At 72.9% G+C, this 13,094-nt stretch carries 15 protein-coding genes and 1 pseudogene; 5 read left to right on the top strand and 11 right to left on the bottom strand.

Annotated elements, in window-relative coordinates:
• Positions 1-60: 60 nt before the first annotated feature.
• From ABD223_RS16515 to ABD223_RS16495, 5 genes and pseudogenes are all read right to left on the bottom strand, one after another.
• Positions 61-702, bottom strand: coding sequence for a hypothetical protein (locus tag ABD223_RS16515; protein ID WP_344037125.1), 642 nt, complete (start codon positions 700-702; stop codon positions 61-63).
• Entirely contained in the window at positions 699-1,274 is a 576-nt protein-coding gene (locus tag ABD223_RS16510; RefSeq protein ID WP_344037124.1) for a pyridoxamine 5'-phosphate oxidase family protein, read from the bottom strand. Before ABD223_RS16510 ends, ABD223_RS16515 begins: the two co-directional genes overlap by 4 nt.
• 205 nt (positions 1,275-1,479) lie before the next feature.
• Positions 1,480-1,824 carry a YciI family protein gene (locus ABD223_RS16505; RefSeq protein WP_344037274.1) on the bottom strand — a complete coding sequence of 115 codons (345 nt, stop codon included), beginning with the start codon at positions 1,822-1,824 and terminating at the stop codon, positions 1,480-1,482.
• A 105-nt stretch (positions 1,825-1,929) separates the two neighbouring features.
• Positions 1,930-2,520, bottom strand: a pseudogene (locus ABD223_RS16500) (zinc-binding dehydrogenase); the annotation flags it as partial.
• 3 nt (positions 2,521-2,523) lie between these two features.
• Complete coding sequence (locus ABD223_RS16495) at positions 2,524-2,868, bottom strand: alcohol dehydrogenase catalytic domain-containing protein (RefSeq protein WP_344037123.1); 345 nt, start codon at positions 2,866-2,868, stop codon at positions 2,524-2,526.
• Between the two features lie 77 nt (positions 2,869-2,945).
• Here ABD223_RS16495 and ABD223_RS16490 point away from each other — a divergent pair, with 77 nt between their 5' ends.
• Together ABD223_RS16490 and ABD223_RS16485 are read left to right on the top strand one after the other, a co-directional pair.
• A complete protein-coding gene (locus tag ABD223_RS16490; RefSeq protein ID WP_344037122.1) occupies positions 2,946-3,827 on the top strand; it encodes a hypothetical protein in 882 nt (293 codons plus the stop codon).
• 306 nt (positions 3,828-4,133) lie between these two features.
• A complete protein-coding gene (locus ABD223_RS16485; RefSeq protein ID WP_344037121.1) occupies positions 4,134-5,360 on the top strand; it encodes a hypothetical protein in 1,227 nt (408 codons plus the stop codon).
• Between the two features lie 70 nt (positions 5,361-5,430).
• On the opposite strand, the gene ABD223_RS16480 is transcribed toward ABD223_RS16485, so the two are convergent.
• On the bottom strand, positions 5,431-6,921 hold the full coding sequence (locus ABD223_RS16480; protein ID WP_344037120.1) for a carboxylesterase/lipase family protein: 1,491 nt from the start codon (positions 6,919-6,921) through the stop codon (positions 5,431-5,433).
• A gap of 97 nt (positions 6,922-7,018) precedes the next feature.
• Between ABD223_RS16480 and ABD223_RS16475 the strand changes: the two genes are divergently transcribed.
• Positions 7,019-7,630 carry a TetR/AcrR family transcriptional regulator gene (locus tag ABD223_RS16475; protein ID WP_344037119.1) on the top strand — a complete coding sequence of 204 codons (612 nt, stop codon included), beginning with the start codon at positions 7,019-7,021 and terminating at the stop codon, positions 7,628-7,630.
• A 65-nt stretch (positions 7,631-7,695) separates the two neighbouring features.
• Here the strand turns inward: ABD223_RS16475 and ABD223_RS16470 are convergent, their stop codons facing one another.
• Entirely contained in the window at positions 7,696-8,151 is a 456-nt protein-coding gene (locus ABD223_RS16470; RefSeq protein ID WP_344037118.1) for a GNAT family N-acetyltransferase, read from the bottom strand.
• 144 nt (positions 8,152-8,295) lie between these two features.
• Positions 8,296-8,652, bottom strand: a complete 357-nt coding sequence (locus ABD223_RS16465; protein ID WP_344037117.1) for a MerR family transcriptional regulator — start codon at positions 8,650-8,652, stop codon at positions 8,296-8,298.
• Between the two features lie 52 nt (positions 8,653-8,704).
• Here ABD223_RS16465 and ABD223_RS16460 point away from each other — a divergent pair, with 52 nt between their 5' ends.
• A complete protein-coding gene (locus ABD223_RS16460) occupies positions 8,705-9,541 on the top strand; it encodes an NAD(P)-dependent oxidoreductase (RefSeq protein ID WP_344037116.1) in 837 nt (278 codons plus the stop codon).
• Here ABD223_RS16460 and ABD223_RS16455 read toward each other — a convergent pair.
• Positions 9,509-10,666 carry a coiled-coil domain-containing protein gene (locus tag ABD223_RS16455; protein WP_344037115.1) on the bottom strand — a complete coding sequence of 386 codons (1,158 nt, stop codon included), beginning with the start codon at positions 10,664-10,666 and terminating at the stop codon, positions 9,509-9,511. The genes ABD223_RS16460 and ABD223_RS16455 overlap by 33 nt on opposite strands.
• 146 nt (positions 10,667-10,812) lie before the next feature.
• Here ABD223_RS16455 and ABD223_RS16450 point away from each other — a divergent pair, with 146 nt between their 5' ends.
• A complete protein-coding gene (locus ABD223_RS16450; RefSeq protein WP_344037114.1) occupies positions 10,813-12,057 on the top strand; it encodes a tyrosine-type recombinase/integrase in 1,245 nt (414 codons plus the stop codon).
• 62 nt (positions 12,058-12,119) lie between these two features.
• Here the strand turns inward: ABD223_RS16450 and ABD223_RS16445 are convergent, their stop codons facing one another.
• Positions 12,120-12,593, bottom strand: coding sequence for a hypothetical protein (locus tag ABD223_RS16445; RefSeq protein ID WP_344037113.1), 474 nt, complete (start codon positions 12,591-12,593; stop codon positions 12,120-12,122).
• Positions 12,594-12,657: 64 nt separating this feature from the next.
• Positions 12,658-13,059, bottom strand: a complete 402-nt coding sequence (locus tag ABD223_RS16440) for a hypothetical protein (protein WP_344037112.1) — start codon at positions 13,057-13,059, stop codon at positions 12,658-12,660.
• Positions 13,060-13,094 lie beyond the last annotated feature (35 nt).

Below are 13,094 nucleotides of genomic sequence, written 5' to 3'. Positions count from 1 at the left end.
TGCAAGAGGCAGGTCCCGTCGGTCCGTTCGGGTCGCGTCCGCGCCGCCCGGGCGCGGGACTCACGCCTCGGCGATGGCGATCAGCGTGTCCGTCTCACCCATCCGGGTCAGCCGCTCGTGCAGGGCGTCGGAGTACAGCCACTCCCTGATCGGCGCGCCCGGGTCCTCCGGCCACCACCACAGCGTCGGGTCCGGGAAGTCGCTCCACCGGTCCGCGAGCTTCGCCACCGCGGCATCCGCCTCGGGTCCGGTCAGCGCGTCGAGGTGGGCGAGCCAGGGCCGCAGGTCCCGGCCGGCGTGGGCGGCGCCCAGGACCAGGTCCTCCAGCTCGGCCGCCGGCGCGCCGGCGGCGACGGCGCGCCCCAGCACATCCCGCAACGCCGCGCGCACCGCCTCCCGCTCCTCGGCGGGCCACCCCGCGAAACCGGGGTTGGCGAAGCCCCGCACCACCATCGGGTCGGGCGCCTGCTCGAACCGCCGCAGGAGCCGCGGCGCCAGGCGGCGCACCAGCAGGTCGTACTGCTCCGGCGGGTCGAAGTGGTCGGGCGTCTCGCGGCCGAAGGCGCCGACCAGGTCGTCCGGCACCAGCGCCGGGTCACCGGCCAGCGCCACCAGGTCGCCCTCGGAGTAGCAGGCCTGGCAGCCGTGCACCACGCCGGGCGCGGGCACCCGGGCGAAGACCGCGTCGAGGTCGGCGGTCACCGCGGCGGGAGGGGCAGCGGCAGCGCGGGCAGCCCGTCGATGCTGGCCGTGTTGTGCTCCTTGCCCGCGCAGTAGGCGGCGAACTCCTCGTCGGTCTTGCGGCCGAAGTACTCCGCGTGCAGCGTGCGCTCGCCCTGGTAGTCCATGAGCGGCACGGCGAACCCGCACGTGTCGCTGATCAGCTTCGCGGTGACCACCACGACGGCCCGCAGCGCGGGTCCGTCGGCGTCGCCGAACCCGGCGACCAGCCCGGGGAAGCGCGGGTCGTCGCGGAACACCGGCTCGCCGTCGCCGTGGACGCGCACGATGTTCGGCGGACCCTCGAAGGCGCACCACATGAGCGTGATCCGCCCGTTCTCCCGCAGGTGCGCGAGGGTCTCCGCGTGGCTGCCCCCGAAGTCGAGGTAGGCCACCCGGTGCTCGTCGAGCACCCGCCACGTGCCCCGACGACCCTTCGGCGAGAGGTTCACGTGCCCGTCGGCCGCCAGCGGCGCGGTGGCCGTGAAGAACAGCGGCTGCGCCTCGATGAAGTCCCTCAGCCGTCCTTCGATCCGCTCATAGATCTTGCCCATGGGCTGAGTATCACCGAAGGGGGGTGCGGGCGACGACGACAAAACCCGTGATCCAGGCGCCGGCCCCGGTGGGCGCGGCGGTCACCCGCCACGGCTCCCCCCACGCCGCGGGGAACTCCGGCCGCGATCGGGCACGGCAGCCCACGCGGCAAGACCTCCTCGGAAGAGGTCTTGCCGCGTGCGGGTCCGGCCGGTGCCCGGGGCGTCAGCCCTGGAACGGGCGGACCTCGATCGGCAGGGTGATCGCGTGCTGGAGCCTGCGGCCCCACTCCAGCGCGGCGTCCAGGTCGGGGGCCTCGATGATGGTGAAGCCGCCCAGGTACTCCTTGGTCTCCACGTACGGGCCGTCGACCACCAGCACGCCGCCCTTGCCGTCCGGGCGCAGCGTGGTGGCGGTGTCGGGGGCGTGCAGGCCCGCGCCGAACACCCACGCGCCGGCCCGCCGCATGTCGTCGTTGACCGCCTCCACGTCGACCATGATCTTCTCCAGCACCTCCGGGTCGGGCACGCCGCCGGTCGGCTGGACCACGCTGAGCAGGTACTTGGCCATCTCGTCCTCCTGGGTGAGCGTCTTCCCACCCCCTATACGAACGGCCCCGGCCCGGTTCGACACCCGGGGCGGGAAAATCTCCTGGACCAACCCGACGAGCTTGCCGACCCGGCGGCCGTGCTCCAGGTCGTCGTGCGCCAGGCGGATGTCCTCCAGCCGGTAGACCGTGGTGGGGCCGAGCGCGGTCTCACCGCCGGCGACCTGGTCGAGGAAGCGTTGGAGCACCTCGGCGGGCAGGTCGGAGCTCTCGCCGCCGTAGGCGGTCAGCCGCACGCCCTTGGGCAGGTAGCCGATGGGGTAGAAGTCCGGCACGACCCACTCGTCGGAGAGCATCCCGGTGAAGCAGACGGTGCCGTGCACCCGCGTCGCGGCCAGGGTGTCGGGCAGGGTGGGCGTGCCGACCAGCTCCAGCGCCGCGTCCACGCCCTCGGGGAACAGCTCGCGCACCCGGCCCGCCACCTGCCCGTCGTCCAGCAGCGGGTGGGTCACGCCGTGCTCGCGCAGCACGTCGAGCCGGTCGGCGCGGCGCGTCGTGGCCAGCACGGTGGCGCCCAGGTCGACCGCCAGCGCGGTGGCGGCGAAGCCGAGCGCGGACGTGCCGCCGCGGATGAGCAGCGCCTGCCCCGCCCGCAGGTCCAGGCCGGTGGTCAGCGAGCCGTAGGCGGTCTGGAGGGTCTCGGGGATCGCGCCCAGCACCTCTCACGGCAACCCGGACTCGAAGGGCACCAGGACCTCGCGCGGCACGACGGTGTACTCGGCGTACCCGCCGTCGAACACCCGGCCCATGCCGCCCATCATGGCCGCGACCCGCTGCCCGATCGGCAGGTCGCACTCGCTGTCCACCACGCCGACGGCCTCGATGCCCGGCACGCGCGGGAACGTGACGCCCTCGGCCAAGCCCAACCGCGTGTGCAGCTCCGACCGGTTGAGCCCGAAGGCCGCGACCTTGACCCGCACCCACCCCGGCGGCGGTTCGGGCACCGGCAGCTCGGCCACGACCAGGTTCTCCACCGGACCCGGCCCGCTCAACACGACCGCCCGCATCGTGCCGGTCCGACTCCGAAGACGTCGCCGGCGCGGTGGTCGCCCGGGTTCTGCGGTCGTGGTCGCGCTGGAGCGCGGTGGAGCACGAAGGGGCCTACCTGCGCAAGGCGGTGGTGAACGAACTGGGCCGGACGTCGAGGAGGCAGGCCGCCCGCCGGCTCGCGGAGACGCGGTGGGCGTGGGACGCGATCAGGGACCGACCGCGTGATTCCGTCGCCGACACCTACGAGCACGCCTGCGAGTCCGACGGCGTGACGCAGTGCCTGACCACTTTGCCGGACCGACGCCGACAGGTCCTGGAATGGCTCTACCTGGCCCAGGTGGCGGGGTGGCGCCCCGCGGACATCGCCCGGGAACTCCGTTTGCGGCCCGCGACCATCCGGTGCCAACGCCGGCACGCGCGCCGTGACCTGACGCCGTTCCTCTTCGGCGCGGAACACGAGCACAGGCGGTGGTTGCGCCACGGGCAACGCGTCCACGAGACCTTCGGCGACGGGGTCGGCGGACGGGCACTGCCCCGTCCCGTCATCGCCGACGGGTGGACGCGGCTCAGGGCGGGCGGCCTGAAGCCGGACCGGGGCACGCTGGTGGAACTCGTCGACCCCGACGAGCTGCGACAGCGCCGGGCGCCCGCTGGAGCCGGGTGGCCCGTCATCGCGGCGATGATCGATCTTGCCGCGCGCAACGACCTGCCGGCGGTGGTCGTCGACGCCGACCAGGTCGTGCTGCACCGCGGCGGCCACCGTGGCGCGATGGCCGCCGCGGACCGGGTCGGGTTCGTGGAGGGCGCGCGCTGGGACCTCGCGCACGCCGGTCTCACCGCGGTGGGGCTCGCCCGCGCCCTTGGCGCCCCGGCCACGGTGAACCGCTGGGAGCACTACTTCCCCGACCAGCACGGGCTGTGCTGCGTGGCGATCCCGGCGCCGGTCGAGGGCGGCCGGCACATCACGCATGCGTGACCACGTGGGAAGCGCCCGGCGTCGGAGCCCGTGACGTGCCGGCCGCTCGGAAACGACAGGGGAATTCCGTTGCCCTGAATAGGTGACGCAGCTTCCACATGACCGGCCAGTCCAATTCCACTGGAAAATACTCTTTTGGTCGATCGGTGCCCCCCCTGTCAGGTGACCTACGGGTTCGCCGAGGTTCCGTCGCCGTCCTGTGTTTGCTACGTTCATTCTTCGCTTGACATATGCGCGAACAGGGGGAATTGAATAATGATGCACGCCATACGACCCATAATCCGCATCGGCAGGTCACTCGTGGCGGTGACCGTCACCGTGGCCGCCGTGGGCTTCGCGGCATCACCGGCTGCCGCGACACCTGCCGACGCGACACCTGCCGACGCGACACCTGCCGACGCGACACCTGCCGACGCGACAGCGCCCCTGCCCGGCGACACCTGCACGGCGGCCGACCTCGGTGTGCGCCACCCGTACGTCAAGACCACCGAAGTGTCCCCGACGATCACCCACTTCAAGGGCTGGTACGTCACCCAGGGCACCACCGGCTCCCACACCGTCACCACCAGCACCGAGACCGTCATCTCGGTCGTCGTCACCGGCACCGCCACCGTCGAGGGCAGCTTCGGCGTCGACGCCCTCCAGAAGGTCGGCGCGAAGCTGGGCCTGGAGGTCAAGGTCACCTACACCTCCACCAGCAGCGAGTCGAACGCGGTCGTGTGGAACTTCAGCCAACCCGCTTACTACGGCGTCTACAAGGGCACCAAGAAGGTCACCGGCACCTACGGGAGCCTCAACTGCAACCGCGCCCAGCAGGGCGACGGCAGCTGGGCGTTGAAGTGGATCGAGGGGCCAGGCGGCGGCAGCTTCACCACCTACACCACCCTTGAGGAAGGCGCGGTGCGCTGCGAGGACACGGTGCCCGCGAACAGCATCATGGCCAAGGCGAAGAGCCTCCTCGACTGCGGCTCACCCGCCGGGCACGCGGCGGCGCCGACGGCGAAGCACACGCAGGACCGTCCCGTGCAGCACCCGGCCCCCACCGTCGGCGCCACGTCCGCCGGGGACGGCGTGCGGGCCGCTCTCAGCTGCGGGACCGGCGTCTACAAGATCGACGTCCCCGGCCAACCCCTGAACTGGAGTGCGCCGCTCCTGCCCAACGACGGCATCCGCCTGCGCAAATCGACGGTCTTCAGCGCCCACCTGGACAACTGGCGGCTGTGCAACGTGACGGAGAACAACGGGGTCCTCGAGGCGTCCCTGTGGAACTGGGGCAACGGCGGGTGCGCGACCATCCCGGCGAACAGCGCCAACCAGGAGCGGGCCCACCTCACGACGGCCACCTGCGTGGAGGACGACCTCCAGCGGTTCTACATCTACCGCGACGTGCCCGGCAGCTCGAAGATCGGTGTGCAGAACAAGTACACCGGTTCCATGATGGGCTACGACCGGTACGCGGACGGGGAGCTGATCCGGCAGTACTCCAGCGGCAGGCAGGACGGCACGGGCACGTACACCCTGACCGGAGTCTGACCGCGCCCTCCCCGTGTACGCGGTCCCGTGGTGCGAGACGCGGAAGAGGCCATGCCCTCGCCGGCGACGATTACAAGAGATCGAAGGGGGCGGGGGAGTGGCCTTCCCAGATCCGGCGGGATGCCTGTTCGGGGTAGGGCAGGGTCTTCGACTCGGTGTCCAGGACGCGGGTGAGGTGCTCGCCGGGCCGGTGAGCGGACCAGCCCGCGTCGCCGGTGGTGACGAAGCGGACCCACGCCTGCTGGAGTTCGCGGGAGAGCGCGACGGCCTCGGGGGTGGGCTCCTCGCCGATGAGCCGGGTGCCGACGGGGCTGTCCAGCGTGCCGAACGCCAGGGGCACGTCGAGGCTGTGGCAGGCGCCCAGGATGCCGCCGAGGGCCGGGGCGGCCCAGCACAGTTCGAACAGGTACGAGGTGCCGCCGGCCGCGGCGTTCGCCTCGGCCAGCTGCTGTGACGGCATGCGGAAGAGGGCGTCGGAGTACACCGCCTCCACCAGCTCCTCCGGGCCTGCCTGCGGGAACGCGGCACGGTAGGCCCGCGCCCCGTCCGGCTGCGGGGCGAGCAGTTCCAGGGCTGCGTGGGCGTCCTCCTCGGTGAAGGTGCCGTACCGTCCGCTCATGACGCTGAAGTACCGGAATTCGTCCCGGGTGTGGCCGACGAGCAGTTCGGTCCCGCTCGCGCGCGCGCCGGTCAGCGCGGGCCAGGGCGTTTCCGGGAGGACCTCGCCGTCGACGACGGGGCACAGCGCGGTGCCGGTCTCCGTGAGGCGTCCCCAGCTCTCCCGGTGCGCGTGGAGGCCGGCGTTGAAGGAGGTGAGCTCGGCGGCCAGGCGCCACGGGTCGATGTCGCGCAGGGCCTCGGCGGTGGGGGCCGTCGCGCCGAGCCGGTCCGCGAATGCGGCGGTGACCTGCCGTGCCAGCGCGGGGGTGCTGTGCAGCCCCGGCACCGAATGCGCGATGGCCCGCCGGAACAGGCCGCGCGCGGACTTCATCGTCAGCAGGGCGGCGACCGAGCCCGCCCCGGCGGACACCCCGCCCACGGTGACCCGGCCGGGGTCGCCTCCGAAGGCGGCGATGTTGCGCTGCACCCACTCCAGCGCCGCGATCTGGTCGAGGAACCCGCGGTTGGGCGGCACGTCGTCGAGGAACGCGAACCCCTCCGCGCCCACGCGGCAGTTGATGGTCACCACGACGACTCCCGCCTCGGCCAGCGCTGCGGGGTCGTACATCGGGTCGCTCGACGCCGCCGCGAGGTAGCCGCCCACCGGGATCCACACCAGCACCGGCAGTCCCGCCGCGCCGGGATCCGGAGTGCCGATGTTGAGCGTCAGCCAGTCGGTGCCCTGCGGGGGCACGTCGATCGGCAGGGACAGCGGCACCACGGGGCCGAACTCGACCGCCTGCCTCGTCCCCTCCCAGCGGTGCGGCGGCGCGGGCGCTGCGAAGCGGAGCGCTCCGACCGGGGGCTGGGCGTAGGGGATGCCGCGGAACACCGCGTGCCCCTGCCGCCGGCGCCCCTGCACCACGCCTTCCGTGGTCCGCACCTCTGGCTGTTCGGACACGACGACCCCTTCCCCCGAGTGGACCCCAGGATTATGGGTCAGCTGTATTATGTCAAGTGTATTGGAACAGTCCCGGGGCACGAGGGAGGGGCCGGCGATGCCGAAGCAGGTGGATCACCGCGGACGCCGCGAAACGATCGCCCGCGCACTGTGGCGGGTGGTGGAGCAGCGCGGCGTCACACAGCTGACGATGCGCGTGGTGGCGCAGGAGGCGGGCATGTCACTCGGGCAGTTGCAGCACTACTTCGCCTCCCGGACCGCCATGCTCTCCTTCGCCATGGATTTCGCGTCCGAGCAGACCTCGGTGCGCGTGCACCAGGGGCTCGACAAGCTCGGTGACCGCCCGCACCCCCGTGACGTGCTGCGACTGACGCTCGCGGAAATGCTCCCCCTGCACGCCGACGCCCGCGCGACCAGCCGGATGAGCGCCGCCTACGTCCTGGAGGCGCTGCACGACGAGGCCGTGCACGAGCAGGCGCGCCGCGGCCTCGCCCAAGGGCTGGCCCTCGTCGAGCAGTTGGTCCGCCAGGCGATCGCCGACGGGCACATCGACTCCGACCGAGACCCGGCGACCGAGACCCACCTGCTCCTCGCCCTCACCGGCTTCACCTCCCTGATCGAACTCGACGTGATCGAGCCCCAGGCCGCGCTCGCCGCAATCGACGTGCATCTGGACCGGCTGTTCAGGAGTACGCGACCCGCGCGGTAGCGCAGCCCGGCGTCGTTGGCGCGGTGGACCCCGCCCGAAGGCCTGCCGGACGGCGCCGCTCCCGTTCAGCCCGGGACCAGGCCGGGGTGCCCGAACTGGGCGATCCGCAGACCGCCCTCCACCACGACCGTGTCCACCAGCCGGAACCCCAGCCCCTCGTACAGCTCGATCGCGGGGGCGTTCGCGGCGCCCGTCGACACGATCGCCGGCCCGCCCTCGGCCAGCACCTGCTCGACCAGCCGCCGGGCGAACCCGAGCCGGAAGTGGCTGGGCGCTACGCACAGCCGGTCGATGTCGAGCACCCCGTCGACCCGCGCGTACCCGACGAACGCCACCAGCACGTTGTCGACGAAGCCGCCGAGCCAGCGCAGCGGCAGCGCCCGCAAGTCCTCGGCCGTCTCATTCAGCGCCGGGATCGACGCGGTGCCGATCAGCTCGGCCTCCACGGCGTAGGACTGCCGGCCGAGCTCGTGGACGGCCGACACCGTGGCGTCGTCGGTCATGTCCAAGGGGACGATCATGCGGACCACCGCCTGACTGTGCGTGGGAGAGGTAGGCCGAAGATTGCCATTCGGTGATCCGTTTAACCACGATGACGTGCGGCGCGGCAAGGACGGGAGCGAGAAGAGGCGCCGTTGCGAGGCCGAGCGGCGGGTGTCCGCGCCTCAGCCCGCCCGCCGGCCGGCGATGAACGCGTCCAGGTTGGCGCGGGTGGCCTCCAGTTCGCCGATGGCCTCGTCGATCCGCTCCCGCTGCCGCACCAGCCCTTCGACCAGCCCGGGGCAGTCGGGGGTCAGCAGGCCGTCGACGTCGACGACGCACGGCAGCACCTGCTGGATCTGCGCGGTGCTCAGACCGGCCGCCAGCAGGACCCTGATCCGCCGCACCGCGGCCACGTCCTCGTCGTCGTACACGCGGTAACCGCTGGGCCTGCGCCGAGGGGTCAGCAGACCTTGCTCCTCGTAGTACCGCAGGGCGCGTTCGCTGACGCCCGACCGCCGCGCCAGTTCCCCGATCCGCATCGCCGCTCCAGGCTTGACCCTCACGTCAACGTGAAGGTTTAGCTTAGCCGGCATGACCTCAGTGACCGTCCTCGGACTCGGCCCCATGGGACACGCCCTGGCCGCCGCGTTCGCCGCCGCCCACCACACCACGACCGTGTGGAACCGCACCCCGGGTCGGGGTGACGACCTCGACGCCACCACCGCCGGCGCCGCGGCCGAGGCGATCGCGGCCAGTCCGCTCGTCGTCGTGTGCGTACGCGACCACGAGGCGGTGCGGTCGGTCCTCGACGCCGACGCGCTCCAGGGCCGCACCCTGGTCAACTTCACCGGCGGCTCGCCCCGGCAGGCCCGCACGATGGCGGCTTGGGCGGAACAGCACGGTGTCGACCACCTCGACGGCGTGGTCGTGGCGACGCCCGAACTCGTCGGCGGCCCGGGGGCGACCCTGTTCTACAGCGGGCCGAGCCACGTCTACGAGGCGCACCGGTCCACGCTGGCCGCGCTCGGAGGGAACGCGAACCACCTCGGTGAGGACCCCGGTCGGGCCGCCGCGTTCGACGCGTCGTTGCAGGACCTGTTCTGGACGGCGATCAGCGGCGTGGTGCACGCCTTCGCGCTCGCCGCCGCGGAGGGCATCGACGCGAACGACCTCGCCCGGCACGCCAAGGCCGTGCTCGGCCTCTTCCCCGACCTGGTCGACCACATCGCCGACCAGGTCACCGCGGGGCGCTTCCCCGGTGACTCGTCCACGATCACCGCCGCGGCGGCGGCCATGGACCACGTCCTGGACACCATCCGGGCCAACGGCCTCGACAACGGCGTGCTCGGCGCCGCGCGGGCCGAGGTGCGACGCGCGATCGACGCCGGGCACGGGTCAGAGGGCTTCGCCCGGCTCGCCGCGCTGTAGCTCGTCCCGCTCGTCCCGGTGTGACCCGGCGCGTTCGCGCGCGAGCAGGGAGACGGTGCGCAGCACCGCGTCCACCTGTTCCACCTGTTCCGCCGCCTGCTCTGTAGACGCGTCGACCCCGGCGTCGTGGAACCTCCCGACCGCGTCGGAGATGCGGTCGAGCAGCGTCCGGTAGTGGTCGCGGTCCCGGCCGAGGCGGTCGGCGCGTTCGGTCTGGGCGCCGAGTTCGGCGACCCGCGCGTCGTGCCCGGCCCTCAGCGCGGCGGTGTCGGCGCGGGCCTGGTCGACGCGGCGCTCGGCGTCGGCGGCGATCCGCTCGATCCGCTGCTCCGCCTCGCCGCGCACGCGCTCGACCGCCTGCTCGGCCGCCTGGAGCCGGTGGTCCTGCTCGGCCAGCCGGTGGTGCAGCGCTTTCAGCTCGGCACGCAGCTCCGCGGCCTGTTCGCGGGCCGCGGTCTCCCCGGCGGTCGCCGCCAGCACCCGCTGGTCGGCCGCCGCGGTGATGGCCGTGACCGTGGCGGCGGCGGTGGTGGCCGCCTGCTCGGCCTGGCGGTGGGCGGCGTCGCGTTCGGCGGCGACGCGCGCCAGTTCCAGCTCGGTCCCGCGTTGGGCGGCGACGGCCTGGGCACGGGCTCGCAGTGCCTCGGCGTGCTCCTCGCGGGCGGTGCGGGCGTCCGCGAGGGCCGCGTCCCGGGCGGTCTCGGCGGCGACCTTGTCCTGTCCGGCCCGTTCGGCCTGCTGCGTCGCCGCCTCGCGCAGCCCGCGTTCACGGGCGGCCTCCGCCTCCGTCCGCTCGACCTGCTCCGCGGCGGCGGTCAGTTCGGTCGCCGCGGAGGTGCGCAGGTCTTCCAGGGCGGCGGCGAGCGCGGCCATCGGTTCCAGCACGCGTCCGGCCGCGTCGACGAAGGCGCTCGCCGCGCCCGACAGGTGCGGCACGGCGGTCTTGCCCAGCGCCTCGGTCAACGCGGCCTCGGCCCCCGCCAGTTGCTTGCAGGTGTGGCCGCCGGGCCACTCGCGCTCGGGGCAGTACTCGAACGGCCGCCCGCCGCGGGGGCCCGGCGGCGGGAGAGGAGCGCGGCAGCGGCCGAAGGCGCACAGCGCCGCCCTCTCCGGAGCTTGAGTCATGATCAAATCCTAGTAACTAGTTGTACAACATGCAACCCAGGGTTGTAGATATATAACTTCAACCTAACTCAGCTACAGAAGGAGGCTTTTGTAGCTAAGATGGATTACGACGGTCAGGACTACGCAGAGACAGGTATGCGGACACTGTGAGTGACATCGAGCGGGCGTCGGGCGATGGGGTCGACACCCGGAAAACCGGGGGCCCCCAGGACGGGCCCTGGCCCGGGGTGGAGGACCCCGCCGGGTTGCTGGGGGAGATCGCCGAGTGGCTCGCCGCCTACGGCAACGCCGCGACCCGCCGCACCTACGCCGAGGGGCTCGGCCTGCCGGTGGGGGCCGCCGACATCCGCGAGTGGACCGGGCACGACGACCCGGCCTGGGCTCACGCCGTCCTGAAGTACGCCACCGCGCTGGGCCTGTCCCTGCACCCCGTGGGCGATCGGCACCGGCCACCGCCCGCGCCGCGCGGGCGGCTGCGGCACCTGCACTGGTTCCGCTGGTGCGCCCAGCGGGGACTGGACCCGCTGCGGGCTCGTTCGACCGACGTGAAGACCTGGCTCGCCCAGCTGGCGGACGCCGGCGCGGCGGTGAGCACCCGCGACCGGCTGCTGGCCACCGTGAAGGCGCTCTACACGCACCTGGCCGACGCCGGACTGGCCACGGGCAACCCGGCGGCGCTGGACCGGCGCAGGCTCGGCCTCGTCATCGCCCGCGACAGCGCCACCAGCACCGTCACCCTCACCATCCGGCAGGTCCGCGCCCTCTACACCGCCGCCGTGGCGCCCCGCCGCGGTGCGAGCCCGGTCGACACCACCCGCGCGGGTGCGGTCGTCGCCCTGTTCACCCTCGGCCTGCGGGTCAGCGAGATCTGCGGCCTCGACCGCGCCGACCTGCACGTCACCCGCGGTCGCCGCGCGCTGCGCGTGGCGGGCAAGGGCGGCAAGACCCGCATCGTCTACCTCCACGCGCTGGCCGACACCGCCCTGATGGACTACCTGCACCACCGGGACAGCCGCAGCACCGAGGTGGTGCGGGCGCAGGGCCAGGCCGCGTGGCGTGCCCAACCGCTGCTGACCACCCGCACCGGCAACCGCTACCAGCGCCAGGCGCTGTGGCAGCTGCTGCGGCGCACCGCCGCCTCGGCGGGTGACGCGCTGCGCGACGTCGCCGACGCCATGCACCCGCACGCGCTGCGCCACTTCTACGTCACCACCGCCGTGGAAGCGGGGGCGGAGATGGTGCACGTGCAGGCCGACGTCGGCCACAGCAGCCTCGACACCACCGAGCAGGTCTACAACCACGCCGCCCGCGACCCCGCCCGCAGCGCCGCCGACCTGGTGGGACAGGCCCTGCTCGCGCCCGAACCCACCGCCGGACCATTGTCACCGTGACGAAAAGCGGTGGGGTCCCGGGTTGAACGGGAAACGCGCTGAAAGGCCGAACCGGGGACACGCTATCCGGCATGATCGTCGGGCCGGCGGAGCAGGCTGACGGCGGCGGCGACCGCGAGGGCGAGGCGCACGGCGTTGCCGATCTCCCACACCACCACGGCGGAGCGCACGTCGGCGACGCTCGCCGCCGGGTCGCGCAACGTCGGGTTGACCACGCCGACCAGGACGCCCGTGCCCGCCGCCGCGATCGTCACCAGGACCGCGGCCCGCAACACCGCGCGCCGCGAACCCGCCCCGCCCCGGTGGGTGCGCACGACCAGCGCCCACAGGAGCACCAGCAGGGCGACGACGGCCGGGACGAAGTAGAACACCGGGCTGCCCACCGCGAACTCGTCGGGCACCGAACCGGGCGGCAACCGCCACACCCACGGCATCAGCACGACCGCCTCGTACAGGTTGCCGAAGCCCCACCAGGCGATCAGCACGACCACCGCGGTGACGTGCGGGTGGTGGGCGGGTTGTCGCGACGGTTCCACGGAGGTCTCCTCGGGAGCGGACGGTGGGGCCGCCGAGGTGACGGCCCCACCGGTCATGACGCGGTCAGCACCACACGGTGATGGCGTCGGCCTTGTCCTCCCAGGGACCCAGGACGACGTTGAGCCCGGCGCCGATCTCGGCGAGGATCACCCAGTGGTCCGGCTGGCTGTCCCAATCGTTCCAGTTCCAGAGGGTGATGGGGTTCCCGTGGGTCCGGACCGAGGACGTCTGGTTCTGCATCCAGCCGTCGAGCATGTGCGGGCCGCAGCCGTTGGCGTCCCAGGTGGGACCGTCGAAACCGGGCCACGCGAACAGGCACGCCTCGCCGTAGTCGCAGACCTGGTTGCCGACCCCCGCGATGCCGACCTGGGCCTCGGTCGAGGCGGTGGAGGCCGAGGCGGTGCCGAACGTCGTCGTCGCGGCCATCGCGGCCGCCACCACCGCACCGGCGAGCAGTTTGCGCATGATCACTTTCCCCCTTGATCGTGCTGGTCCGAATC

Origin of the sequence: Saccharothrix xinjiangensis (assembly GCF_039527585.1) — a bacterium.
Taxonomy (GTDB): Bacteria; Actinomycetota; Actinomycetes; order Mycobacteriales; family Pseudonocardiaceae; genus Actinosynnema; species Actinosynnema xinjiangensis.
This window is presented reverse-complemented; position numbering and strand designations above follow the sequence as displayed.